The organism is Burkholderia sp. Bp9099, assembly GCF_003857805.1.
Taxonomy (GTDB): Bacteria; Pseudomonadota; Gammaproteobacteria; order Burkholderiales; family Burkholderiaceae; genus Burkholderia.
Genome location: NZ_QTPU01000017.1, coordinates 63,589 through 87,269 on the forward strand (window position 1 = coordinate 63,589; position 23,681 = coordinate 87,269).

Sequence of the window (23,681 nt, forward strand, 5' to 3'; positions counted from 1 at the left end):
CGCCGACGCAGCGGCACGATGCCGCGCTTCGGGTCGCCGACACGCCCTGCTCTGGTGCATTTCGTCGGCAGTGCGGTGCGATTACGTGCCGCTCGGCGGGGAATCGTGTCCCGGCGTCTCGCGATCCGCGTCCGAAGGTTGCGAACGGGCCAGTGGTGCCTGACGCACGCCTGTGGATCTAGCGTAACGTCGTGACACACCTTTCACAGAAAGGCACCGATTGCGACATGGAATGACACTCGTTTTGCGGTAAAGTTATCTTTTCCGCGCGTGGCCGGTCGGCTCGCCCCTGGACGTCGTAAAGACTGTCCGCCGAGACTGCCGCAAGGCGTCGTTCTGAACGTCACGATCCGTTCCCGTAGCATGACCACTGAAGCAATCACCACGGATTCCCTCGCGGTTGCCGAGCGCGTGCGCGAGCTGATGACCCGCAACGGCATCGGCAAGCGCCAGCAAACCACCGAGCTGTGCCGCATCCTCGACCTGAGCTTTTCGCAGGGTCACCGCAAGCTGCGCGGCAGCAGCCCCTGGACGCTCGCGCAAATCAAGAAAGTCGCCGAAGCCTACGGCGAGCCCGCCGCTCAACTGTTCGGCGCGCAGACGCTCGACCCCGGCATGGTCGGCGCCTATTCGCAGGAGGCCGTCCTGTACGCCGGCGTCGCCGAAATTCCGTGCACCGCCTGGATCGGCGCGCCGCTCGAAGCCGGCGCGCGCCCCGAGTTCGTCGCGTACGAACAGAACGGCCGCTGGCGCGTGCTGCGCCATACGGGCGTGCTGTATCAGAACGCGTACGACGTGCACAAGATCGAGATCTATCCGCGCCGCGCGGAGAGCGACAAGCTCGTCGTCGCGGTGATCGATCCCGATCGCGTCAGCGCGACCGAGTTGTGCCGCTATCTCGAGCGGCAGGGATTCTCGACGGCCGCGTTCGACGGCCTCGCACCGTTCGTCGACGCGCTGCAGGGCCAGGCGTTCGACGCGGTCGTCACCGAATGGCTGTTCGACGACAGCACGGCCGCCACCGCGATCAAGGCGGTGCGCACGTCCGACAATCCGGGCGCGCCGATCTTCGTGCTGACGGGCGACCTGCTCACCGGCCGCGCGAGCGAAGCGGACATCAGCGAAGTGATCCGCGCATTCGACGTCGTCTGCTACGAAAAACCCGCGCGCATGGCGATCCTCAGCGCCGACCTCGCGAAGCGGCTCGCACGCGGGTAATTCCCGCACGCCGTCTACCTCTTTCGCATGGCCGGCGCCCCTGCGGCGCGGCGGTCGTGAACAGGTTCCTCAGTACAATAGCCGGACCCCGTTCACGACCGGCATCCGCCGCCCGACTTCATGGCCCGCCTCATTCCCGACGACTGGAAAAGCCTCGCCGCCACCGGCGCGGCCGAACGCGAGCGCGAGACGCTTGCCGCCCTCGAACACGCGCTGCCGGACAACTACACCGTCTATCACGGCGTGCACTGGACGCGTGCCGACCAGGGTTTCTCGGTGTTCGGCGAAGCCGCGTTCGTCGTCGTGAGCCCGGCCGGCCGCGTGCTGCTGATCGAGCAGAAGGCCGGCTTCCTGCGCGAAACGCCGAAGGGGCTCGTGAAGGTCTACCTGCAGAAGGAGCGCAACGTCCCGATCCAGCTCGCGCGCACGCAGGAGACGCTGCACCGGCGGCTGACCGCTGCGCTCGGCGCGGGCGTCTATGGCGTCGAGGCGCTGCTGTACTGCCCCGACTACGCGATCCGCGAGACGGCGATCGCCGGCGTCGCGGCCGACCGCATCGTCGATGCGTCGCGCAAGGCGCAGCTCGCGCAGGTGATCCTGCAGATCCTGCCCGAGCACGACGAGCCGCTGCCGAACGCAGCGAAGCTGCATCACTTCCTCGCGGACGAACTGGCGCTCACGCCCGACACGAGCGCGCTCGTCGGGCAAGCCGGCACGCTCGTCACGCGGCTGTCGGGCGGGCTTGCCGAGTGGGCGCGCCAGCTCGAGTTCACGCCGTTCCGCTTGCGCGTGACGGGCACCGCGGGTTCGGGCAAGACGCAGCTCGCGGTGCAGGCGATGCGCGACGCGGTCGCGGCCGGCAAGCGCGTGCTCTACGTGTGTTTCAACCGGCCGCTCGCCGACTACATCGCGCGCATCGCGCCGCCCGGCGCGAAGATCGCGAACTACCATCAGCTGTGCGACTGGGTCGCCCGCGACGGCGGCTATACGCCCGACTTCGACACGCCCGGCGCGTTCGAGCGGCTCGAGGCGCGCTTCGCGCAAGCGCCGATTCCGGAACGCTGGCGCTTCGATGTGCTGATCGTCGACGAGGGACAGGACTTCCACGCGCCGTGGGCGGCGGCACTGGAGCGCCTGCTGGCGCCGGACGCCGCGTGGTGGTGGCTGGAAGACCCGCTGCAGAACCTCTATCTGCGCGAGCCCGTCGCGCTGCCCGGCTGGGTCACGCTGAAGGCGCTGACGAACTACCGCAGCCCGCGCGACCTGCTCGAATTCGTGCGCGACGTCGTCGGCCGCGTCGAGCCGCTCGCGGCCGAACTGCGCTCGGGCAGCCCGTTCGACGGTTCCGATCCGTCGGTGTCGTCATACGGGGAAGACGGCGCGTCGGGCGACGCACTCGCCGAAGCGTGCATCGACGCGACCAAGCGCGCGATCACGCACGCGCTGTCGCTCGGCTTCCGCAAGCAGGACATCGCGGTGCTGTCATATCGCGGCCGCGAAAGCTCGGTGCTCGCGCGGCTCGACCAGCTCGGCCCGCACCGGGTCAAGCGCTTCACCGGCAAGTACGACCTGTTCGGCAACCCTGAATATCGCGAAGGCGACGTGCTGCTCGATTCGATCTACCGCTTCAAGGGGCAGTCCGCGCCGTGCGTGATCCTCACCGAGATCGACTTCGACACGCTCGACGCGCGTGCGGCCCGCAAGCTGTTCGTCGGCGCGACGCGCGCGACGATGAAGCTGCTGCTCGTCGCGTCGGCGCGCGCGGCGGCGCAGCTTGCGGGTGGATGACGCGGCGGAACGCATGAACCGCAATTTCATTCACGGGAACGTGACTTATCGAAGCGTGATCGGGCTCGAACAAATACCGTCCTTCCACGATGCCGAACTCGTTACGATCGACCATCGTCCGACCGATCGAGAGTTGCGCCTTCGATTCAGTCGAGTCGGCGGTGACGTCAACACCTTCCGCTTCACCGGCGTCATCTGCCAGCGAGTGTTCGATTTTGCAGAACAGAACGTCGTGTCACGCCTTCTGATTTCCCCTGCCTACCCGTTCTCGGCAGCGGAGGTGGGCCAGTGGTTGAAATGGATCAACAGCAGAGAAGATTTCGAGGCGGCGAATATCGACGAGTCTCTGGCAAATCAGTATCTGGCCGATTTCGCCGCAGGTCGAAAGGCTCTGTTCGTACTCGATCCATCATGCGGCGCAGAGGTCGCGGTCTTGTGCGAGGCGATCGGGTTCAGCGCTCATCCCGCCGTCTGAACATCAGACGGCGTCACGTCGACGGTGAAACATGTCGAGGTAACCACCGTTCCTCAAGCTACCCGAAACGCCCCCACCGCCCGCCGCAGCCCATCGGCCTGCTCCTCGAGCGAGGCCGCAGCCGCCGCCGCCTGCTCGACCAGCGCCGCGTTCTGCTGCGACACCTGATCCATCTGCGACACCGCGCGGTTCACCTGCTCGATCCCGTCGCGCTGCTCGTTCGACGCGGCCGCGATCTCGGTCATGATGCCCGTCACACGGCCGATCGCCTGCTGGATGTCCTGCATCGTCGCGCCGGCCACGCCGACCAGCCGCGACCCCGTCGCGACGCGCTCGACCGACTCGCCGATCAGCGTGCGGATCTCCTTCGCGGCCGACGCCGAGCGCTGCGCGAGCGTGCGCACCTCGCCCGCGACCACCGCGAAGCCGCGGCCCTGCTCGCCCGCACGCGCGGCTTCGACCGCCGCATTCAGCGCGAGGATGTTGGTCTGGAACGCGATGCCCTCGATCGTGCCGATGATGTCGGCCACCTTCTGCGAACTCTGGTCGATCTCGTTCATCGTGCCGATCACCTCGCCGACGACCGTCGCGCCGCGCGTCGCGATCTCGCTCGCGTTGTCCGCGCACGCCTGCGCCTCGACCGCGTGATCGGCGTTCTGCTTCACGGTCGCCGTCAGCTGTTCCATGCTCGCGGCCGTCTCCTGCAGCGCGGACGCCTGCTCCTCGGTACGCTGCGACAGGTCGGTGTTGCCGGCCGCGATCTGGTGCGTCGCGGTCGAGATCGCTTCGGAACCCTGGCTGACCTGGCGCACCGTATCGGCAAGGCTGCGCTGCATGCCCGTCACGCCCTTGACCAGCTCGGCCATCTCGTCACGCGACGACCAGCGCACTTCCGACGTCAGGTCGCCGTCCGACAGGCGGCGGAAATGCGACAGCAGGCGGTTCACCGGTTGCGTGATCGCGAAATGCAGGCCGACCGCGCAGCCGAGACACGCGGCAAGACCGAACGCGATGCCGGCGATCGCGCCCGCGCGCATCCAGCCGTAATAGGTCTGCGCGGTGTCGTAGACGTCCTTGCCGCGCGCGGCCTGGTACGCGTCGAGCGCGTCGGTCGCCTGCGTGAGCGCGACCGACAGCGGCGGCGCGACCGTCATCAGCAGGCGGTCGGCGTCGTCGCGGCGTCCCGCGCGGATCGCGTCGATCATCGGCTTCAACGCCTGTCCGATCAGCGCCTGGCGCGCGGCGTCGAGCCGGGTCGCGAGCGGGCCTTCGTCGCCGTCGTGCGGCATCGTCGCGTAGGTGCGCCACGCGGCGTCGGCCTTCGCGAGATAGCCCTCGGCCTTGTTGACGAGCTCGGGCACTTCCGGCGCCTCCGGATGCAGCATCGCGCGGTCGAGCGTGGTGCGCACGATCGTCAGGTTCAGGCTCGCGGCGGACAGCGCGGTCTTCGCGGCCAGCTCGCGCGTATAGGCTTCGTCGAGCGCGCGGTTCGAGCGCTGCATGCCGGTCAGGCCGATCAGGCCCGACACGACGAGCAGCACGGCGACGAGCCCGAGCGTGGAAAAAATCCGCGTACGGATCGAGAAACGGGAAAACAGGGCGTTCAGGTTCATGACGGGACGGGAGCGATAAAGGGTGCCGCGGCAATCGGTCCGCGGCACTCTGGATTACGGTTTGCCTGCAAAAAACTTGAGCCCGACCCACCGTCGGGCTGATCGCGATCAATTTTTCCTGGCCGGCAATCTCCTGTTACCGATGCAACAAATCGAGGCCCGGCAGAAATTGACCAGGCAACAAATTATCTCTATATTTCGCTCAATTCCCTGCCACGGCAGATATCTCGATGAGAACCGATACCCTCCTTGCCCCGCCGGCCGCCGACGCGGCCCGCCGCGACGCGCCGACCGGGCTGATCGTCGCCGCGCTGCTGCTCGTCATGCTGCTGTCCGCGCTCGACCAGACGATCGTGTCGACCGCGCTGCCGACCATCGTCGGCGAGCTCGGCGGCCTCGACCAGTTGTCATGGGTCGTCACCGCGTACCTGCTGTCGTCGACGGTCGTGCTGCCGCTGTACGGCAAGCTCGGCGACCTGTACGGCCGCAAGATCGTGCTGCAGGCCGCGATCGTGCTGTTTCTCGCCGGCTCCGCGCTGTGCGGCATCGCGCAGGACATGACGCAACTGATCGTGCTGCGCGCGCTGCAGGGGCTCGGCGGCGGCGGGCTGATGGTCGTCACGATGGCCGCGATCGGCGATCTCGTGCCGCCCGACCGACGCGCGCGCTATCAGGGGATGTTCGGCGGCGTGTACGGCCTCGCGACGATCGTCGGGCCGCTGCTCGGCGGCTTCCTGGTCGAACACCTGTCGTGGCGCTGGATCTTCACGATCAACCTGCCGCTCGGTTGCGTCGCGCTCGCGGTGATCGGCATCGCGTTCCGGCCGCATACCGCGCACGTGAAGCACCGGATCGACTACATGGGCGCGGCGTTCCTCGCAACGGCCCTCACCTGCGTGATCCTGTTCACGAGCGAAGGCGGTTCGCTGCTGCCGTGGTCGTCGCCGCAACTATGGATGACGCTGGTGCTCGGCGTGGTCGCGGTCGGCGGCTTCATCTACGAGGAGCGGCTCGCGGCCGAGCCGATCATGCCGCTCGAACTGTTCCGCCAGCGCACCTTCGTGCTGATGAGCCTGATCGGCTTCGTCGTCGGCATCGCGCTGTTCGGGTCGGTCACGTTCATTCCGCTCTATCTGCAGGTCGTGAAAGGCTCGACGCCGTCGCAGGCCGGGATGCAGCTGCTGCCGATGATGGGCGGGATGCTCGCGATGTCGGTGGTCAGCGGTCGGCTGATCTCGCGGCTCGGCACGTATCGGCCGTTTCCGATCGCGGGCACGCTGATCGGCGGTGTCGCGATGGCGCTGCTGTCGACGCTGTCGCTCGACACACCGCTGCACACGATGTACGCGTACATGGCGCTGCTCGGGATCGGGCTCGGCATGGTGATGCCGGTGCTGACGCTCGCGGTGCAGAACACGGTCGAATTCCGGCACATGGGGGTCGCGACGTCGGGCGCGACGCTGTTCCGCTCGATCGGCGGTTCGCTCGGCGTCGCCGCGTTCGGCGCACTGTTCTCGCACGAGCTGCAGTCGCGGATCGTGCAGGCGCTGCCGGCCGGCACCGAGCTGCCGCCCGCGCTCGGCCCGGCGGCCGTGCACCAGTTGCCGGATGCGGTGCGCGATGCTTACCTGCATGCGTTCGCCGGGTCGCTGCATGTGGTGTATCTGGCGGCGGCCGGCGTGATCGCGATCGCGTTCGTGCTCGCCTGGTTCGTCGAGAGCGCGCCGCTGCGCAAGCACAACTGATTCGCAGGCCGGCGGCAGCGATCGCCGGCCGATCGAAGCCACGAGGCGACCGTTCTCCCGATTTGCGATCGCCGTGCCGCCCCGCCCGCCGTCACGGCACCAGCACCATCCCGCCCGTCGTCTGCCGCGACTCCAGCAAGCGATGCGCGTCGGCCGCCTGTTCGAGCGGCAGCCGCGCGCCGATCTCCACGTGCATCCCGCCCGCGAGCCGCTCGAGCGTCGCGCGCGCCGCTTCCCGATACCCCGCCACGTCACGCGCGATGAAACCCAGCACGCTCGGCCGCGCCAGCGCGATCGAGCGGGCCGGCCCGAGTTCGTCGAGATCGATCGTCTGCCGCGCGCCGATCGCGGCGACCTGCCCGATGCTCGCGACCATCCCGAACGGCCGGACCGCGCCGAGCGTACGCGTCAGCACGTCGCCGCCGATCCCGTCGATCGCATAGTCGACACCCGCGCCGCCGCCGAACGCGCGGGCCGCCGCGACGAAATCCGCCTCGCGATAATCGACCACCGCATCCGCCCCGTGCGCGCGCACCAGCGCCGCCTTCGCGGCCGAGCCGACCGTGCCGATCACCCGTGCGCCGAGCGCGCGCGCCCACTGCGTCGCCAGCAGGCCGACGCCGCCGGCCGCCGCATGCACGAGCACGGTCTCGCCGGCGCCGACCTGCCGCACGCGGTGCAGCAGCATGTAAACAGTAATGCCTTTCAGCAGCCCGGCCGCGGCCGCGTCGTCGCTCACGCCGTCGGGCACGGGCACCACGCGCTCGGCAGGCAGCGTGCGCAGGCTCGCATAGCTGCCGGTCGGCAGTCCCGCATAGGCAACGCGCTGGCCCGGGACGAGCGCCGTCACGCCGGGCCCGACCGCCTCGACCACGCCGGCCGCCTCCACGCCGAGCGCGTCCGGCAGTGCCGGCAACGGGTGCGCGCCGGTCCTGAAATAAATGTCGACGAAGTTCACGCCGACGGCGGTCTGGCGAATCCGCACCTCGCCAGCACCGGGCGGCGCGACGGGCGCATCGACACGGCGCAGCACGCCGGCGTCGCCGTAGCGGTCGATCCCGATCCGGGTGGCGGTGGCAGTTTGGGTCATGACGTTCCTCGCAATCGAATGAAGTGACACGATCATCCCATCGTGCATAATCGAACGGAATTCCCGTTATGCGCCCATCTACTGTGCAAAATTCGACCGAACCAACGGCAGTGTCCGCGCCGCCGATGAGCTGGGACGACCTCCGCTATTTCCTCGCGGTGATGCGCGGCGGCAGCCTGTCGGCCGCAGCGCGGACGCTGCAGGTCCAGCATTCGACGGTTGCCCGGCGCATCGACGCGCTGGAGTCCGCGCTCGGCATCCGGCTGTTCGACCGACTGCCGCGCGGCTGGCCGCCGACCGACGAAGGGCTGCATCTCGCCGAACATGCGGCGCGCGTCGAAACCGACGTACATGCGTTCGCGCGCGCCGCGCAGGGGGCGGCGGCGCTCGAGGGGGTGGTGCGCGTGTCCGCGTCGCCGGTGTTCGCGAGCCACTTCCTCGCGCCGCGGCTCGCCCGCGCGCAGCGCGCGTGGCCCGCGCTGCGGATCGACCTGATGGGCGAAATGCACGCGGCCAACCTGTATGCGCGCGAAGCCGACCTCGCCGTGCGCTTGTCACGACCGAACGAGCCGGGGCTGGCCGCGCGCCGGCTCGGCACGATGCGCTTCGCGCTGTGCGCGTCGCCCGACTGGGCCGCCGCGCCGCCCGACACCTGGGCATTCCTCGGTTACGACGACGCGCTCGCGCAAATGCCGCAGCAGCAATGGCTCGAGCGCTTCGCGGCCGGGCGCCGCTTCGCGTTCGTCGCCAACGACCTGGCCGCGCTGCATCGCGCGTGCGTGGCCGGTGCGGGAATCGCGTTGCTGCCGCGCTTTCTCGTCGACGATCCAGCACTCGACGCCCTGCCGGCAGCGTCCCGGTCGCCCGGCGAATCCGAAACCGGCGGTCCCCGCGACGCGGCCGGTGCCCGCGCCAACGCCCACCAACCCGCCCGTGCCGCCGCGGCAACCGACGCAGCCGCCCCCGCGGCGCTCGTCGAACTCACTGCCGCACCACGCTGCGACATCGAGCGCGAAATCTGGCTCGTCGTTCATCCTGACGTGCGCCGGTCGCCGCGCGTGCAACGCGTCGCGGATGCAATCGCCGACGCGGTGCATGCGGCCGACGGGCGGCTCTGACGCCCCGGCCCCGTCAGAACTTCTGCTGCAACCCGGCCATGATTCCCAACTGGTCACGCCCCGCGTCGACCGTCCCGCCGGCGGCGACGGCCTTGGCCGCCGTCGGGCCGTTCAGCATGTAGCCGACCGACGTATAGACGCGCGTGCGCTTCGACAGCAGGTAACTGGCACGCCCGACCAGCAGGGTCGCGCTCGCGCCGGTATTGCGCGCCGACCCGCGTTGCAGGTAGCGCGTGCCTTGCGCGTCGAACGATACCGCCGGCGTCCGCGCGTAGGTCACGCCGGCGAACAGGATATCGGTCTGCACATGGGCCGAGGCCGCGACGTTGTTTCGTATCCACCCCGCGCCGAGCTTCGCTCGCCCCACCAACGCGTAGCCGTCGACGACGGTGTGCGTGCTCGTATGGGCGCTGCTGCCTAGCGGCGCCGCCGCGCCCGGTCCGCCGCGCTTGACATCGCCGGACGCGGCGAAACCGAAACGCGGCGTGTCGTATGCGACCAGCGCCGTATATTGCCGGCACGCGAGCGGATTGCCGGGCACCTGCCCCGCGCAGCCAGTGGCGGAGGGGCCGGCCGGCCCGGCGGCGTCGCGCCCGAAGCTGTAGGTGCCGCCGATCGTGAATCGGCCGAACTTGCCCAGGTAGCCGATCGCATTGTCGCTTCGAGCATTTGGCAGATACGCGTCGAAGTTGCTCGGGGAATGGATCGACGGCCCGATCACGTCGGCGTTGGCGAGCGCATGGGCCGTCATGTTCATCTGCCTGCCGAGCGTGAGCGTTCCATAGGCGCCGCCCAGCCCGACGTTCGCCTGCCGGCCGAACAATCGCCCGCCGCCACCGAGCCGGCCCGTGCCGGGCTGGAAGCCGCTTTCCAGCACGAAGAACACCCGGTATCCGCCGCCGATCTCCTCGACGCCCTTCACGCCCCACCGCGACGGCATTGCGCCCGTCAGGTGCGGCATATCCACCGTCGATCCGCCCTTCGCCGCGCGGTTGTAATAGGAAACGCCTGTATCGACAATGCCGTACAACGTCGTGCCGCCTTGCGCATGCGCGATGCCGGATGCCGCCATCAGCGCCCATGCAAGCGCTCGCCGCTTCGCAACCGTCCGCCTCTCAGCGGAACCGATCCGCATGACCGGGGCTTTCCATGCGCCACACGACGCAGCGCCCCGTCGTGCCGCATTTGCGCCGGCGCACTGCTCAGGATTGCTTGACATATGCCTGCTGCCGTTCGCCGGGGCTGCCCGCCTGATCTCGATGCGAAGCCGAGCGTCGATGATCGATCAGGCCGACCGCGAGCGCCGCCGCCAGCGCGGGCAGCCCGATCGCCATGAAGTTGCGCTCCAGCGGTAGATCGATGCCGACCAGCACGCCGATGACGATCGGCGCCAGGATCGCCCCGCCGCGGCCGATGCCCAGCGTCCAGCCGATGCCGGTCGAGCGGATCGCGACCGGGTAGAACTGCCCCGCATACGCGCAGTTGACGATCTGCGTGCCGATGGTCGACGCGCCGGCCAGCCCGACCAGCACGAACAGCAGCGCAGTCGGCATCCTGTAGCCGAGCAGCGTGATCGAGATCGCCGCGAGCAGATACATCGAAACGAGCACCGTCTTGATCGGAAAGCGATCGGCCAGCCAGCCGCCGCCGATCGCGCCGACCATCGCGCCGGCGTTCAGCACCAGCACGAACGTCAACGCGGAACCGAGGCTGTAGCCCGCCCCGGCCATCAGCCGGGTCAGCCACGAACTGAGCGCGTACACCATGAACAGGCACATGAAGCAGGCAATCCAGAACATGACCGTGCTGAACCCGCGACCGTCGTCGAACAGCCGGCGCACCGGCGCGTTGCCCGCCTGATCCTCCCGCGGCAAGACATGGCAGTCGTCCGGTCGGGGCCGGTAAGCGGGATCGAGCCGGCACGCGATGCGCGCGAGCTCGCCCGTCCTGCCGCGCCTGATCAGGAACGACATCGATTCCGGCATCCATTTCATGAGCAGCGGGACAAGCAGCACCGGCGCGCCCGCGGCGACGAACACCGACCGCCATCCGTACGCCTCGATCATCCCCTTGCCCATCACGGCCGCCAGCATGCCGCCCACCGAATAGCCACTGAACATCAGCGTCACCAGCGTGCTGCGCATGCGGCGCGGCGCGTACTCGGTCATGTGGGCGATCACGTTCGGCATCACGCCGCCGATGCCGATCCCCGCCAGAAAGCGGGCGGCGCCGAACAACGCGGGCGTCGGCGCCAGCCCGGCCGCCGCGGTAAAGACGCTGAACAGCGTCAGGCAGGCCGCGATGGCCCGCCGGCGCCCGATCCGCTCGGCGACGGTCCCGAACACGATGTTGCCGAACATCATGCCGAACAGCGCCGAACTCACCATGAAGCCGGCATGCGCGGGGCTGACGCCCATGTTCTTCATGATCGCCGGCAGCGCGATGCCGGCCACCGCGAGATCGTAGCCGTCGAACACGATGATCAGCGCGCACCAGAACAGCACGACACCGTGCAGCGGGCCCAGCCGCGCATCGTCCGAGAGCGCCTGCAGATTGATTTGACGCATGGAGTTCCTTCCTTTTCCAGTGGGGAGGCTTCGAATCAGTACGATCGGCCGGCCCGCATATTTAGTAGTTATCCGAATTTATTTACGAGATGCACCGGCTTCCGGTCGAACGTCGACGCAGTGTAGGAAGCCACAATGATTCCCACTATCCGGAATTTGCATGCCGCGCACGAATTCAATCCGTTTTTTTCTCACGCCGGGCTCTATCCGGATTTTTCCTGAGCGGGAACAGGACTGTCCGATTCTTGCAACCCCGTGCGATACCTTAGACAAGCCTGACGAAGATCAATATCATCCATTCAGGAGATTTCGCGCACGCAAGAAAAACCGATGCGGCACGACGCGCATCCGCGGCCCAGCCGGATGCACTGCACGGAAATGCCGCACAGGAGACGCCCCATGCCCCTCACGCCGAATGCGGACGTGCTGTCCGCGCTGTACCGGAATTGCCTGTTCCGATCCGGATCGCGCACGGATGCGCACGAGCAGGTTTCGGCGGAACTGGCCGAGCATGTGCTGCGCTGGAAGCACGGCGTGCCCGACGCCGCGCTTTTCAAGGGGCGACTGAATCGTCTGAGCGTCTACGCGCTGCAGTACGGCGCCGAAGTCGAGGTCGTGCCGCGCCCGTTCGACGGCTTTTCGCTCGTCCACACGTCGCTCGCCGGCGGCGCCGAAATCGACTGCGACGGACATGTGATGGACGTGCTCGAAGGACGGACCGCCGTGCTCGCGCCCAGGACGCGCGTGCGCCTGCGCTGGCGGCCCGGCACCCGGCAACTGATCGTCAAGGTCCCCGATGCGCTGCTGCGGGCGGTTTCCGGCCACCCGCCCGACGACGGACCGCCCGCCCTCGCGCCGGGATTTCTGTTGCCGCCTGCACTGGCCTCGCAATGGGACCTGATCGCACAGTTGCTGCTCAACGTCCTCGCGCTGGCCGGCGACGGCGGCATTCGGGCCGAGTGGCGCGACCACTTCGAACGCAGCCTCGCGTTATTCCTGCTCGTACATTGCCCGCCGCCGTCGGCAACCGGGAATGCCCTCGCGTCACCGGAAGCGTGCAACCCACCGGTGACATCCGGATCCCCGGGCGGCATCCGACAAATGGACGCGCTCCTCGAATTCATCCATGCGCGACTCTGCGCGCCCATTTCGCTCGAGGATCTCGCCAGGGCGGCCGGCGTCAGCTTCCGGACGCTGAACGTGCTGTGCCGCAGCTACCACGGCGCAACCCCGATGGAACTGCTGCGCAACATCCGGCTCGACGCCGCCCGCGTGCAACTGCTGACCGACCCGATGGCCAGCATTACCGATACGGCGCTGACGTTCGGTTTCGGCCACCTTGGCCGCTTTTCGGGCTATTACTTCGCCCGCTTCAACGAGTTGCCGCGCGATACGCAGAGGAAGCGGCTGCCGAACTGAATGCGACGACGCGCGACGTCCGGCCGTCGCCCGGCCGTCGCTTTACGCGCCGGGCAATCGCCCGCATAGTAAGGGTTTGCCCATGCCTCCGCCCGTTGCCATGTCCGCCACCCCCGCCGCCTGCGTCGTCCGCGACGCGACCGATACCGATCTCGACGCCATTCACGCGATCTACGCGCACCACGTGCGCCACAGCGTCGCGTCGTTCGAGGAGGCGCCGCCCGACATCGACGAACTGCGCGCGCGCCGCGACGCAGTGCTGCGTCACGGGCTGCCCTATCTCGTCGCGGAATGCGACGGCCGCATCGCCGGCTACGCGTACGCAACGCCGTATCGCACGCGCAGCGCGTACCGCCACACGATCGAGGATTCGATCTACATCGACGACACGCAGCGCGGCCGCGGCATCGGCCGCGCGCTGCTCGCGGCACTGATCGCGCGCTGCGAAACCGGCCCGTGGCGGCAGATGATCGCGGTGATCGCCGACGGCGGCACCGGCGGGTCGACGTCGCTGCACCGCGCGTTCGGTTTCGAGCCGGCCGGCGTGCTGAAGGCGGTCGGTTTCAAGCACGGCCGCTGGATCGACACCGCGCTGATGCAGCGCGCGCTCGGCGACGGCGCACGCACGCTCCCCGCCGCGCCCGAGCCTGTCGCGTCGCGCTAGAATGGCCGCATGTCAAAACAGACTCCAACCATGCCAGACGAGGCCGCGCCGGATTCCCGCAACGAGTACACGGTCGATGAACTCGCTCGCGTGTCCGACACGACCGTGCGCAACGTCCGCGCGTACCAGGATCGCGGGCTGCTCGCGCCGCCCGAGAAGCGCGGGCGCGTCGGCATCTACGACGACACGCACGTCGCGCGCCTGAAGCTGATCAACCACCTGCTCGCGCGCGGCTACACGCTGTCGAACATCCAGGACCTGATCATGGCGATCGACGAGGGTCACGACCTGCGCTCGATCCTCGGCCTGGAAAACGCGATCGGCGGCCGCTGGTCGCACGAACTGCCGAAAACCTATTCGCTCGCGCAACTCGCGCAGATGTTCGGCCCGCAGACGGCGTCGCAACTGTCGCGCGTGACTGAACTCGGGCTGCTCGAACGGCGCGGCCTGTCGTTCGTCGCGAAAAGCCCCGCGCTGCTCGAGGCGGCAGCCGCGATGACGAAGGAAGGCATCCCGCCGCGCGAGCTGCTCGACGTGATCAGCCTCGCGCGGCCGCACTTCGACGCGATCGCGCGGCTGCTCGTCGATCTCGTCGTGAAGCGGCTTGACCGCTATGACGAAGGCACGCTGCCGCCCGTCACCGACGTGCCCGCGCTCGTCGATGCGATCTGGCGCCTGCGCCCGCTCGCGGCCGTGTTCGTCGAGGGCGAGACGAACCGCGCGCTCGAGAACGCCGCCAGTGCGTATCTGGGCGGCCGTGTCGCGACGATCCTCGACCGGAAACTCAGTGACGAAGCGGCACGCCAGGCCGGCACGTCGGATAGGTCCGATGCGTCCGGCCCGCAAGGCGACGGCGACAAAGCATAGGACCGCCGCCGTCATATTCATATCGGCATTGCTTGGTTTGCGGGCCCGACCGCCCATGCGACGATTCTTCCAACCGAGCGGCACACGCCGCTCCCCGAAGACGTTTCGCATGGAGTCCGTTCGATGATTCGTTTCACCCGCTGGATCACCCGCACCGCCGCGACGGCGCTCGTCGCCGTCGCCGCCACATCGGCCTTCGCGCAAGGCAGCGCCGACAAGGTCGTGCGCATCGGCTACCAGAAGGCCGGCCTGCTGTCGGTCGTCAAGACGCAGGGCTCGCTCGAGACGCGGCTCAAGCCGCTCGGCTACACCGTCCAGTGGTTCGAATTCCCGGCCGGCCCGCAACTGCTCGAGGCGCTGAACGCGAACAGCATCGACTTCGGCTACACGGGCGCGCCGCCGCCGGTGTTCGCGCAGGCGGCCGGCGTGCGCTTCGTGTACGTCGCCGCGGAACCGCCGTCGCCGCACAACGAGGCCGTGTTCGTGAAGGCCGATTCGCCGGTCCGCTCGCTCGCCGACCTGCGCGGCAAGAAGGTCGCGCTGCAGAAGGGTTCGAGCGCGAACTACCTGTTGCTCGAAGCGCTGAAAAAGGCCGGCGTACGCTACGACGAAATTCACCCGGTGTACCTGCCGCCCGCCGACGCGCGCGCCGCGTTCGAGAGCGGCAACGTCGACGCGTGGGCCGTGTGGGATCCGTACTACGCGGCCGCGCAGAATTCGCTGAAGATCCGCACGCTGTCCGACTACACGGGCCTCACGCCCGCGAACAACTTCTACGAGGCAACGCGTGGCTTCGCGGAGCAACATGCCGACGTGGTCGGCACGATCCTGAAGCAATTGCGCGAGACGGGCCTTTGGGTCAACGGGCACCCGGCCGAGACGGCCGCGCTGATCGCGCCGAAGGTCGGCCTGCCGCAGCCGCTCGTGGAAACGTGGATCAAGCGTGTGCCGTTCGGCGCGGTGCCGGTCGATGAGAAGATCGTCGCGGTTCAGCAGGGCGTGGCCGATGCGTTCCATGCGGCGAAGCTGATTCCGCAGAAGCTGAACGTGGCCGATAACGCGTGGACCGACAAGGGCGTGGCAAGCGCGCTCGCGGCGAAGTAACGCACGGTTCGCACTCGTTTCGAACAGGCTGACGGGTACCCTGCCCGTCGGCCTGTTTTGGTTCCGTTCGAATTTTCGGGGAACGTCGGGCGCGCTGGCGGCGTTCGGCCATCTGCCCGTACTTCGAACCGCCATTCACACATCGCTTCCATGCGGTCAATTGACCTTCGCGTGCGGACCGTCGAACGACGGCACTCTGTCAACGACGTATTTGGGTCGACCGTAGCTGCACATCCCTGCCGAAATCTTCTTCTGCGCGTAGCCCGGCGGGCAACTGCAGAAGCTCGGTCATCGTGACAATACCTCGCTGACGGGCCGGACTCGTACTTCCGGGTTCGGCCAACAAGCGTCATTCGCACATGCCAATTCGAAGTCTGGTCGCAGACTTTATTCGGTCGACGCGAAATCCTCTTCTCTTGAATTCAGGATTCCGCTCAGTGTGAGCAGACCCGCATCGAGCTGCCCCATGGTTGGCGCAGCAAGCGCAAGCCTGACGGCGTTCGGCGCATGGCCTGGCGAGGCCGCGAAGGTGGTCGACGGCGTCAACGCGATGTCTCGTCGGGCTGCGGCTGCGACTAACGCCTGCGAGCGCCAATGGGCTGGAAGCTTCAACCACAGATGAAAGCACTTTCCGTTCGTCTGAATGTCGAAATCCGACAGACGGTCGGCGGCCAGCTTCTGACGGGCCACGGCGTCGAGGCGTTTCAGTCGTGCGAGTTCGGCAACCGTACCGTCGCTCATCAAGCGCTGCGTGGCCGCAAAGGCAAATCCCGATGCCGTCCATCCGCCCGAGCGCACCGACGCCATCACGGTTTCACGTAACCTACGCGGCGCCACGACGAATCCCAGCGTCAATCCCGGCGCTACCTTCTTCGACAGGCTGTCGATCACAACGCAATTCTCGGGTGAAAGCGCCGCAAGCGGCGGCTCGTCGTCGAGGAAACCGTACACATTGTCCTCGATGATCGGAATGCCGAGCTTTTCTGCGACACGCAAAAGATCTTCTCGTCGCGCAGCATTCATCGTCATGCCCAACGGATTCTGGATTGCGGGCTGAATATAGATCGCCGAAAGATTTGCCTCCCGGTGCGCTTTGAGTATGGCGTCGGGGCGCACGCCGCCTTCGTCCATCGCGAGTGGAACCAATGTGATACCGAGCCGAACCGCGATACCTTTGATAAACGGGTAGGTCAGGGATTCGACGCCGCAGCGCCCGCCCGTCGGAACAATGGCGCCGACCGCGGCGGCAATGCTTTGTCGTCCATTCCCCGTGAAGACCAATTGCTCAGGAGAAGGCGCCCAACCGTCGCGTGTCAGGCATGCGGCCGCGACGTTCCTCAGAGCGGGCGTTCCACTGCTTGTTGCCTGACTCAGGGCGCTCGCGAGTTCGGTAGCCCTTTCGAGCCCGCTCAGGCTTCTCGCGATGAGTGTCGCTTGGTCGGGAAGTATCGGGTAATTGAACTCCAGATCGATCCGGACGTCCCGCGGTTCGCTTGGCGCCGCCGCTCCGCGCCTTGCGTCGCCCGAAACGAACGTTCCTCTCCCTACCTCACCGACGGCGAGCCCTCGTCGCAACAACTCTGCATAGACCCTGCTGGCCGTCGACACGGCGATCTTGCGCTGGTCCGCGAAATTCCGCTGCGGAGGAAGCCGGTCGCCCGGCCTGAGCGTTCCGTCAGCAATGTCCGCGGCGATCGCGTCGGCCAACTTCAGGTATTCCGACTTTGACATTCAATGCACCGAGTTCAATGAATATTGCACCGAGATCAATGTATTTATTGCACCGATATATCATCCGGTGCATTCTGTCTTCACCCCAGATTGTACCGGGATTGCAACGCTTCCACGGCCTATCTGCACGCGCCTTGTTTCGACGAAATCCGCGCAGGCGTCGCATTGACCTCGGAGCATTCATGGAGATGCAATATGCCTTTCACCGCTTCGTTTGCCGCCCGCCCCGCGCATGCGGGAAGGACGACGGGACCTTCACACCTGTTGGGCGGGTGTGACGTCGATCGCGCGAGGTCATCGGGATGATCTCGTCGACCGGCATGGATCTGCAACTGACATTCATGACGATACTGATCGCCTTTGCGGGTGTGTTCGTGATCTCGTTCATGAAAGGGGCGTTCGGCGGCGGCTTTTCGATCGTCGGTATTCCACTGCTGTCGTTGGTGATGGATCCGGTTACCGCGGGCGGAATGCTCGCGCCGTTGTTCATCGCAATGGACCTGTTCGCATTGCGCTACTGGAAGCCTTCGACATGGTCGAAGCCGGACCTGTTGCTGCTTTTGCCGGGACTGGTGACCGGGATCGGCGCCGGCTATCTGACCTTCCGACTGCTCGACCACCGCGCGATTGCAATTGTGATGGCGGCGATTACGCTGATCTTCGTCGGACTATGGTTGGTCGGAGGCGCAGCGTTGACGGTCCGTCCGCGTTCCAGGCCAAAGGCGATCACAGCGGGTCTCGCCTCGGGCGTGACCACGATGGTCGCGCATTCGGGCGGCCCGCCGCTCGCAATGTATCTGCTGCCTCTTGGCCTCAGCAAGGAAGTGTATGCGGGGACGACGAGCATGTTCTTTACCGTGGGGAACGCGACCAAGGCAGTGCCATGGCTGCTGCTGGCCAGGCCGACCGGTAATGTCTGGATCGTGATGGCGGTCTGCCTCTGCGCAATTCCTGCTGGTATCGTGACCGGTTGGCGACTTCACGCGAAACTGGATCAACGTCAGGTTTATCGAGCCTGCTACGGACTGCTGGTGGTGGCCGCGATGAAACTGCTTTGGGATGGCGTAACAGGGTATCTCGCATAAGCGTGGCAAACGAGTCTGTATCTTTGGTTCATATCAATAAGCAGTACTGATATATAGGGCGATCGACAAACGCACTCGTCGTGTTGGTTGATTCACCGACTTTCTGTACTGAACACTGGAGTTTGTATGTCAATTGATGTTTCTCCGACGACCGCATCGCGCCGTCATTTCATGGGCGTCGCAGTGGCAGCCGCCGTGGCAGGCTCGTTCAATGCGGCCGCTTTCGCCGGGGCGGATCGACCCGTCGGCGACATCGCCACGTCGGCCGGCGGCGACGAAACCGCGATCCGGCCGTTGCACGTGCATGCGCCGGAGTCTCGGCTCGTCGAATTGCGGCGACGCATCAAGGCAACTCGGTGGCCCGAGCGCGAGACCGTGCACGATGCTTCGCAGGGTGTGCAGCTTGCAACGATGCAAAAGCTCGCCGACTACTGGGCGACGAGATACGACTGGCGCAAGATCGAGGCAAGGCTCAACGCGTTGCCACAATTCGTTACCGAGATCGACGGGCTCGACATTCACTTCATTCATGTGCGGTCGAAACATCAAAACGCGCTACCGATCATTGTCACGCACGGCTGGCCGGGTTCGATCGTCGAACAGTTGAAAATTATCGATCCACTCACCAATCCGACAGCGCATGGCGGGTCGCTGTCGGATGCTTTCAACGTCGTGATTCCCTCGTTGCCCGGGTATGGTTTCTCGGGCAAACCAACGACGACTGGCTGGGATCCGCAGCGCATCGCTCGCGCGTGGGTCGCTCTGATGCAACGTCTCGGGTACGAGCGATACGTCGCGCAAGGCGGTGACTGGGGAAACGCGGTCACGGAGCAAATGGCCCTGCTGAAGCCACCGGGGCTGCTCGGCATCCACACCAACATGCCGGCAACCGTGCCGGACAACATCGCGACGGCACTGAAATTCGGCGATCCGGCACCGTCCGGACTCTCATCCGATGAAAAACACGCGTTCGACCAGCTCGATTTCTTCTACAAGCACGGGCTCGGTTATGCGCAGGAAATGGCAAACCGACCGCAGACGTTGTATGCGATCGAAGATTCGCCCGTCGGGCTCGCAGCGTGGATGCTGGACCACGACGCCTCGGGCCTCGCACTCATTACACGCGTATTCAATGGCGAGTCTGAAGGGCTGACACGGGACGACGTTCTCGACAACGTCACGTTGTACTGGCTGACGAACACGGCCGTCTCATCGGCGCGATTGTACTGGGAGAGCAAGCTGAGCTTCTTTGCCCCGAAACATGTTGCGATTCCGGTGGCCGTCAGCGTTTTTCCCGACGAGATCTACGCTGCGCCGCAGAGTTGGGCGGAAGCCGCCTATCCCAGGCTGGTTCACTTCAATCGTTTGTCGAAAGGTGGGCACTTTCCAGCGTGGGAGCAGCCTCAGGCACTATCGGAAGAGCTTCGTGTGAGTTTCCGAGCGCTGCGCTAACCGCAGTGAATGACGCAGCACGGCGCGCTGACGCCCATGCATTGACGCATGCAGCTCGCCGTGTTGGTGGCGACATGACAGGCCGGCCGCGTGCCCGGTCGACGACGTGCACGCCGGGCGCGGTAAGGGATTGCCGACCGACCTTGGGGGCATCTGTGACCGTCGGCCGGTGCTCTCCTGAGAGCGGCCGTTGAGGTGGCGACTGATCGATGGTCGGTAATGGGTCGATCTGCGTCTGTCGCGGGCGCCGGGTGGCGGCCGGCCGAGTTCGGCCACAAAGAGACGTTTACCTGTTTCTCTACCGAGACATCTGGACGTCCGGTCCTAGCTCAGCCTCCGCCACTGCCATCGCCCTGCGCGTGACCAGCTCGCCGAGTGCAACGTCGGCAAGCGCAATCCCAAGCGATTTGAAGACCGTTATATCGGCTTGCGAGCGCGTCCCGGCAACTCCATTGGCGATGACATCGCCGAGTTCCGCAACGGTGCTCCAGTCAACGACACCCGGCGCCGCCATCAGCAGATCCCCCGCCTCTTTCTCTGCCTGCTCTAGTGATTCGACAACAATCATGCCGGCCCGGGAAAGCGTCGTATCGTCCACTTCGCGTGCGCTTGGCTTGCTGGAGCCGATCGCTGCGACGAAGGTTCCTGGTTTGAGGTCGGCGCCGTCGAAGAGCGGGACCGTGCTGCGGGTTGCAGTGACAACGACGTCGGCCACCTGCACCGCTGTTTCTGCGGTTGAGGCCTCAAAGCGTACGCCAGCGTAACGCGCCTGCATTTGCGCAATCGCTTCCTGCACGCCCTCGATGCCGACCACCAGTACGCGCTTGATGCCCGAATTCTCGACAAGCGCCCGGATGTGGGCTCTCGCCTGGACGCCAGTTCCGAACACGGCCAGAGCCTCAGCATCGGTGCGGCCAAACGTATCAAACGCGACGCGGGTTACCGCCGCTGTGCGGTATTCCGTGAGTGCGCCGCCGTGGATAATGGAGAGCAACCTGCCGTCACGAGTGGAAAACAACGGAATCACGAAGTCGAAGACGCCGTTGTGCGTCGAGTAGACCTTCGCACCGCACACGCCGGCAGCGGGCAGAATTGCCCCCATCGTGCTCAACGACACGTTTTCGCCGAGCGTGCGCACGCGTGACTGAATCTTTGCGTGCCGGCGGCCTTGTTCAGCAAGCGCAAAGCGCATTGTTTCAATGGCGTCGCCCATGGTGATCAGCCGTTGAACCTGATCGTCGGTAATGATGTACATGGTATTTCCTGGCAGGGTTCAGAAGCGGTAGAAGGCTGCCTGCAATGCGCGGCGGTCATCCGGATGGCTGAGCATCGCCAGCATCAGGAGAATGCGAGCCTTTTGAGGCGCCTGATCGTCGACGACGATCCAGTCATAGTCGTCGTCAGGCTGCGCGCCGTTGCGCACGACTATGCCACTGCCTGTGCGCGAAGCCCTCACCACGTGCATGCCGCCGCGCGTTGCCTCCCGCAGCGGCCCGACCATATGCTCCGCGATGTTGCCGTTGCCGGTGCCAGCGAAGACAAGGCCGCGCGCATCCGCTGCAATGGCGCGGACGAGACTACTGCCAAGCGCGCCGTAGGCGTAGACGACGTCGACTTTTGGCAACGCCTTGATGTCGTCGATGGACCACGGGGTGGAAACAGTATGATCGCGCGATGGCATGCGGTAGTAGCGAGGCTTGCCTTGGGTCACGTAACCAAGCGCGCCGTAGGGCGAGCGGAATGCCTCGAGCTTGAAGCTGTTTGTCTTCGTAACGTCTCGAGCAGTGTGGATTTCTTCGTTTGCGACGACAAGCGTTCCCTTTCCATGCGAGGACGGATGAATGGCTACCGCAATCGCGTCGTAGAGATTCAGCGATGCGTCGGAGCTCATCGCCGATGGCGGCCTCATCGAACCAACTACAACGACGGGCTTCACGCTCTTCAACGTCAGATGCAGAAAGTACGCGGTTTCCTCGATGGTGTCAGTGCCGTGCGTGAGAATGACACCGTCTACTGTGTCGTCCTTGAGCACCTCGGACACCCGCTTCCCGATCATGAGCAGGTGCTGTTCGTTGAAGTTCTCTGAGCCCGCCTGCAGCAGCTGTTCTGCGCTCAGGTTTGCGAGCGACGACGCTTCTGGAATGGCCGACAAGATTTCATCAATCGGGAGCACTGAGCACGCGTATGCTGAAGTGTCGACAGCGCTTGCGCCACGGCCGGCAATCGTACCGCCCGTGCCGATGACCACAATATTGGGTTTGTCTTTCATTCGGTATCGACTCGAGGAATTTTTGATTGAGGACAGCCGTGCGCCACAGGCTGCACGGCTCATTGGGCGAGCGCGAAAAAGCTGGACAGCGACGAGTCAGGCTTGCCGTCGATCCAACCCGTGAGCAACGCAGCTGAACCGGAGGCCAACGTAAAACCGAGCGCACCATGCCCGATGTTGAGCCAGAGATTCGGATAACGCGTGGGCCCGATAATCGGCTTGCCGCGTGGCGTGGCGGGACGCAGCCCGGTCCACTCAGTGGCGTCAGCGTGATTGGCTACAACCTGAGGGAACAGCGCGGCGGCCTCCGCATGTAGCGCGGCAACGCGTGATGGATCGGACTTCAGGGAGTACCCGTCTAGGTCGGCCATACCTGCCACGCGCAACCGGTCGCCAAGTCGCGCATAGACCACTTTGCGGGCGAAATCGGTAACACTCAACATCGGTGCTATTGCCTGAGGTCCCAGCGAGTAGGTCAGGCTGTAGCCCTTGAGAGGATAGACGGGCACACGAACGCCCAATGGCTGGAGCAGGTGCGCAGCGCTTGCCCCGGCAGCTACGACGACATGGTCCGCTTCGAGTGTCCCGCCGCCGCTGCGCGCTACGATGTGTCCGCCTTTGGCGACCTCCAGTGCGTCGATGCGCGTATTCATCGCAAACTGCACGCCGCGTGCCCTCAAAATGGCTTCAAGACCTTTGCTAAAGCGATGGCAATCGGCTGTATCTTCGCTACGCGTATAGATACCGCCGACAATCAGCTCGCGCACATCAGTCAGTGCGGGTTCGAGCGCGACGCATTCGGCGGCAGACAGTGCCTCCTGCTCGCAGCCGAGCGAGCGCTGGAAATCAAGCAAATCGATGGCACCCTTCATGGCGGCAGCGTCGCGGTGCAGGACGAGCTTTCCAGAGTGTTGAAAGTCGAAGTCGAGCGTGGGTTCGTCGCGCAGGAGTTGGTGCATGAGCGCGCGGCTCGCAAATGAGAGCGAGAGCAACTCGCGCGTGGTGAGATTGCTACGCCGGTGCGTGCAGGCGAACACGAATTTCAGGCACCAGAGCCACTGCTCGGTGCTCACCGACGGCCGGAAGCGCACTGGCGAATCCCGTCGAGCGAGCCACGCGGGCAGCTTCGACAGCACGCCCGGCCCGGCAAGCGGCGCGACGTAGCTATACGACAACTGGCCGCCATTACCGAAGCTGGTCTCGGCGGCCACATCACCATGCCGGTCGATAACGATGACCTGATGTCCGGCCCGGTTCAGATAGTAGGCGCTCGCCAGACCGACGACACCTGCACCCAATACGGCAATCTGCATGTCGCTTGTTTCCCTGTTTCACGGTGCACTCACACGAGACAGGATGTTGAGCCAGGCGACACCAGCGGGATTGCACTGAAGAGCAAAAAAACAGAAGAAACGCGACAACGAATCTCCGCCGGACAGGGTGCGCGCAGCGATGGCGTCGCCCCCCCCCCTCGGC

General features: G+C 65.9%; 19 protein-coding genes. 11 read left to right on the forward strand and 8 right to left on the reverse strand.

Features of this window, described 5'->3' with window-relative positions:
* The first annotated feature begins 363 nt into the window (after nt 1-363).
* The 3 genes from DIE17_RS20820 to DIE17_RS20830 all read left to right on the forward strand — a co-directional run bounded on the left by DIE17_RS20820 (nt 364) and on the right by DIE17_RS20830 (nt 3,481).
* Complete coding sequence (locus DIE17_RS20820) at nt 364-1,218, forward strand: helix-turn-helix domain-containing protein (protein WP_044843213.1); 855 nt, start codon at nt 364-366, stop codon at nt 1,216-1,218.
* Between the two features lie 120 nt (nt 1,219-1,338).
* The gene (locus tag DIE17_RS20825) at nt 1,339-3,006 is read left to right on the forward strand and encodes an ATP-dependent helicase (RefSeq protein WP_124921262.1); all 1,668 of its coding nucleotides are present in this window, start codon (nt 1,339-1,341) and stop codon (nt 3,004-3,006) included.
* A gap of 13 nt (nt 3,007-3,019) precedes the next feature.
* On the forward strand, nt 3,020-3,481 hold the full coding sequence (locus DIE17_RS20830) for a hypothetical protein (RefSeq protein WP_124666710.1): 462 nt from the start codon (nt 3,020-3,022) through the stop codon (nt 3,479-3,481).
* Nucleotides 3,482-3,534: 53 nt separating this feature from the next.
* Here the strand turns inward: DIE17_RS20830 and DIE17_RS20835 are convergent, their stop codons facing one another.
* Nucleotides 3,535-5,094 carry a methyl-accepting chemotaxis protein gene (locus DIE17_RS20835; RefSeq protein ID WP_044843211.1) on the reverse strand — a complete coding sequence of 520 codons (1,560 nt, stop codon included), beginning with the start codon at nt 5,092-5,094 and terminating at the stop codon, nt 3,535-3,537.
* Nucleotides 5,095-5,324: 230 nt separating this feature from the next.
* Here DIE17_RS20835 and DIE17_RS20840 point away from each other — a divergent pair, with 230 nt between their 5' ends.
* Entirely contained in the window at nt 5,325-6,839 is a 1,515-nt protein-coding gene (locus DIE17_RS20840) for an MDR family MFS transporter (protein ID WP_124921263.1), read from the forward strand.
* A 91-nt stretch (nt 6,840-6,930) separates the two neighbouring features.
* Here the strand turns inward: DIE17_RS20840 and DIE17_RS20845 are convergent, their stop codons facing one another.
* A complete protein-coding gene (locus tag DIE17_RS20845) occupies nt 6,931-7,929 on the reverse strand; it encodes a quinone oxidoreductase (protein ID WP_124921264.1) in 999 nt (332 codons plus the stop codon).
* A gap of 125 nt (nt 7,930-8,054) precedes the next feature.
* Between DIE17_RS20845 and DIE17_RS20850 the strand changes: the two genes are divergently transcribed.
* The gene (locus DIE17_RS20850; protein ID WP_124921265.1) at nt 8,055-9,047 is read left to right on the forward strand and encodes a LysR family transcriptional regulator; all 993 of its coding nucleotides are present in this window, start codon (nt 8,055-8,057) and stop codon (nt 9,045-9,047) included.
* Nucleotides 9,048-9,060: 13 nt separating this feature from the next.
* On the opposite strand, the gene DIE17_RS20855 is transcribed toward DIE17_RS20850, so the two are convergent.
* Both DIE17_RS20855 and DIE17_RS20860 read right to left on the reverse strand, forming a co-directional pair.
* The gene (locus DIE17_RS20855; RefSeq protein ID WP_260439257.1) at nt 9,061-10,119 is read right to left on the reverse strand and encodes a porin; all 1,059 of its coding nucleotides are present in this window, start codon (nt 10,117-10,119) and stop codon (nt 9,061-9,063) included.
* A gap of 130 nt (nt 10,120-10,249) precedes the next feature.
* Entirely contained in the window at nt 10,250-11,614 is a 1,365-nt protein-coding gene (locus tag DIE17_RS20860; protein ID WP_124921267.1) for an MFS transporter, read from the reverse strand.
* A 399-nt stretch (nt 11,615-12,013) separates the two neighbouring features.
* On the opposite strand from DIE17_RS20860, the gene DIE17_RS20865 reads away from it, so the two are divergent.
* The 4 genes from DIE17_RS20865 to DIE17_RS20880 all read left to right on the forward strand — a co-directional run bounded on the left by DIE17_RS20865 (nt 12,014) and on the right by DIE17_RS20880 (nt 15,668).
* On the forward strand, nt 12,014-13,033 hold the full coding sequence (locus DIE17_RS20865) for an AraC family transcriptional regulator (protein ID WP_124666716.1): 1,020 nt from the start codon (nt 12,014-12,016) through the stop codon (nt 13,031-13,033).
* Between the two features lie 100 nt (nt 13,034-13,133).
* Entirely contained in the window at nt 13,134-13,697 is a 564-nt protein-coding gene (locus DIE17_RS20870; protein ID WP_124666717.1) for a GNAT family N-acetyltransferase, read from the forward strand.
* Nucleotides 13,698-13,706: 9 nt separating this feature from the next.
* Nucleotides 13,707-14,564 (forward strand): MerR family transcriptional regulator, encoded by an 858-nt coding sequence (locus tag DIE17_RS20875; RefSeq protein ID WP_124521827.1) that lies wholly within the window; start codon nt 13,707-13,709, stop codon nt 14,562-14,564.
* 123 nt (nt 14,565-14,687) lie between these two features.
* Entirely contained in the window at nt 14,688-15,668 is a 981-nt protein-coding gene (locus tag DIE17_RS20880; protein ID WP_124520741.1) for a sulfonate ABC transporter substrate-binding protein, read from the forward strand.
* Between the two features lie 387 nt (nt 15,669-16,055).
* Here the strand turns inward: DIE17_RS20880 and DIE17_RS20885 are convergent, their stop codons facing one another.
* Nucleotides 16,056-17,399, reverse strand: a complete 1,344-nt coding sequence (locus tag DIE17_RS20885) for a PLP-dependent aminotransferase family protein (protein WP_124666718.1) — start codon at nt 17,397-17,399, stop codon at nt 16,056-16,058.
* Nucleotides 17,400-17,701: 302 nt separating this feature from the next.
* Between DIE17_RS20885 and DIE17_RS20890 the strand changes: the two genes are divergently transcribed.
* Both DIE17_RS20890 and DIE17_RS20895 read left to right on the forward strand, forming a co-directional pair.
* Entirely contained in the window at nt 17,702-18,484 is a 783-nt protein-coding gene (locus DIE17_RS20890) for a sulfite exporter TauE/SafE family protein (RefSeq protein WP_124666719.1), read from the forward strand.
* A gap of 126 nt (nt 18,485-18,610) precedes the next feature.
* A complete protein-coding gene (locus DIE17_RS20895) occupies nt 18,611-19,936 on the forward strand; it encodes an epoxide hydrolase family protein (protein WP_124666720.1) in 1,326 nt (441 codons plus the stop codon).
* A 298-nt stretch (nt 19,937-20,234) separates the two neighbouring features.
* Here the strand turns inward: DIE17_RS20895 and DIE17_RS20900 are convergent, their stop codons facing one another.
* From DIE17_RS20900 to DIE17_RS20910, 3 genes are read right to left on the reverse strand one after another with little or no spacing between them, the layout of a single operon-like run.
* The gene (locus tag DIE17_RS20900; protein ID WP_124485192.1) at nt 20,235-21,191 is read right to left on the reverse strand and encodes an ornithine cyclodeaminase family protein; all 957 of its coding nucleotides are present in this window, start codon (nt 21,189-21,191) and stop codon (nt 20,235-20,237) included.
* Between the two features lie 18 nt (nt 21,192-21,209).
* Entirely contained in the window at nt 21,210-22,268 is a 1,059-nt protein-coding gene (locus DIE17_RS20905; RefSeq protein ID WP_124485193.1) for an asparaginase, read from the reverse strand.
* Nucleotides 22,265-23,518, reverse strand: a complete 1,254-nt coding sequence (locus tag DIE17_RS20910) for a D-amino acid dehydrogenase (RefSeq protein ID WP_124666721.1) — start codon at nt 23,516-23,518, stop codon at nt 22,265-22,267. Before DIE17_RS20910 ends, DIE17_RS20905 begins: the two co-directional genes overlap by 4 nt.
* Between the last annotated feature and the right edge of the window lie 163 nt (nt 23,519-23,681).

What these genes read in the sequence shown, in the direction of transcription:
- DIE17_RS20865 (WP_124666716.1), top strand. Translation starts at nt 12,014, where the DNA reads ATGCCCCTCACGCCGAATGCGGACGTGCTGTCCGCGCTGTACCGGAAT.
- DIE17_RS20825 (WP_124921262.1), top strand. Translation starts at nt 1,339, where the DNA reads ATGGCCCGCCTCATTCCCGACGACTGGAAAAGCCTCGCCGCCACCGGC.
- DIE17_RS20845 (WP_124921264.1), bottom strand. Translation starts at nt 7,929, where the DNA reads ATGACCCAAACTGCCACCGCCACCCGGATCGGGATCGACCGCTACGGC.
- DIE17_RS20830 (WP_124666710.1), top strand. Translation starts at nt 3,020, where the DNA reads ATGAACCGCAATTTCATTCACGGGAACGTGACTTATCGAAGCGTGATC.
- DIE17_RS20905 (WP_124485193.1), bottom strand. Translation starts at nt 22,268, where the DNA reads ATGAGCCGTGCAGCCTGTGGCGCACGGCTGTCCTCAATCAAAAATTCC.
- DIE17_RS20910 (WP_124666721.1), bottom strand. Translation starts at nt 23,518, where the DNA reads ATGCAGATTGCCGTATTGGGTGCAGGTGTCGTCGGTCTGGCGAGCGCC.
- DIE17_RS20885 (WP_124666718.1), bottom strand. Translation starts at nt 17,399, where the DNA reads ATGTCAAAGTCGGAATACCTGAAGTTGGCCGACGCGATCGCCGCGGAC.
- DIE17_RS20820 (WP_044843213.1), top strand. Translation starts at nt 364, where the DNA reads ATGACCACTGAAGCAATCACCACGGATTCCCTCGCGGTTGCCGAGCGC.
- DIE17_RS20835 (WP_044843211.1), bottom strand. Translation starts at nt 5,094, where the DNA reads ATGAACCTGAACGCCCTGTTTTCCCGTTTCTCGATCCGTACGCGGATT.
- DIE17_RS20840 (WP_124921263.1), top strand. Translation starts at nt 5,325, where the DNA reads ATGAGAACCGATACCCTCCTTGCCCCGCCGGCCGCCGACGCGGCCCGC.
- DIE17_RS20855 (WP_260439257.1), bottom strand. Translation starts at nt 10,119, where the DNA reads ATGGCGGCATCCGGCATCGCGCATGCGCAAGGCGGCACGACGTTGTAC.
- DIE17_RS20890 (WP_124666719.1), top strand. Translation starts at nt 17,702, where the DNA reads ATGATCTCGTCGACCGGCATGGATCTGCAACTGACATTCATGACGATA.
- DIE17_RS20875 (WP_124521827.1), top strand. Translation starts at nt 13,707, where the DNA reads ATGTCAAAACAGACTCCAACCATGCCAGACGAGGCCGCGCCGGATTCC.
- DIE17_RS20900 (WP_124485192.1), bottom strand. Translation starts at nt 21,191, where the DNA reads ATGTACATCATTACCGACGATCAGGTTCAACGGCTGATCACCATGGGC.
- DIE17_RS20860 (WP_124921267.1), bottom strand. Translation starts at nt 11,614, where the DNA reads ATGCGTCAAATCAATCTGCAGGCGCTCTCGGACGATGCGCGGCTGGGC.
- DIE17_RS20850 (WP_124921265.1), top strand. Translation starts at nt 8,055, where the DNA reads ATGAGCTGGGACGACCTCCGCTATTTCCTCGCGGTGATGCGCGGCGGC.
- DIE17_RS20880 (WP_124520741.1), top strand. Translation starts at nt 14,688, where the DNA reads ATGATTCGTTTCACCCGCTGGATCACCCGCACCGCCGCGACGGCGCTC.
- DIE17_RS20870 (WP_124666717.1), top strand. Translation starts at nt 13,134, where the DNA reads ATGTCCGCCACCCCCGCCGCCTGCGTCGTCCGCGACGCGACCGATACC.
- DIE17_RS20895 (WP_124666720.1), top strand. Translation starts at nt 18,611, where the DNA reads ATGTCAATTGATGTTTCTCCGACGACCGCATCGCGCCGTCATTTCATG.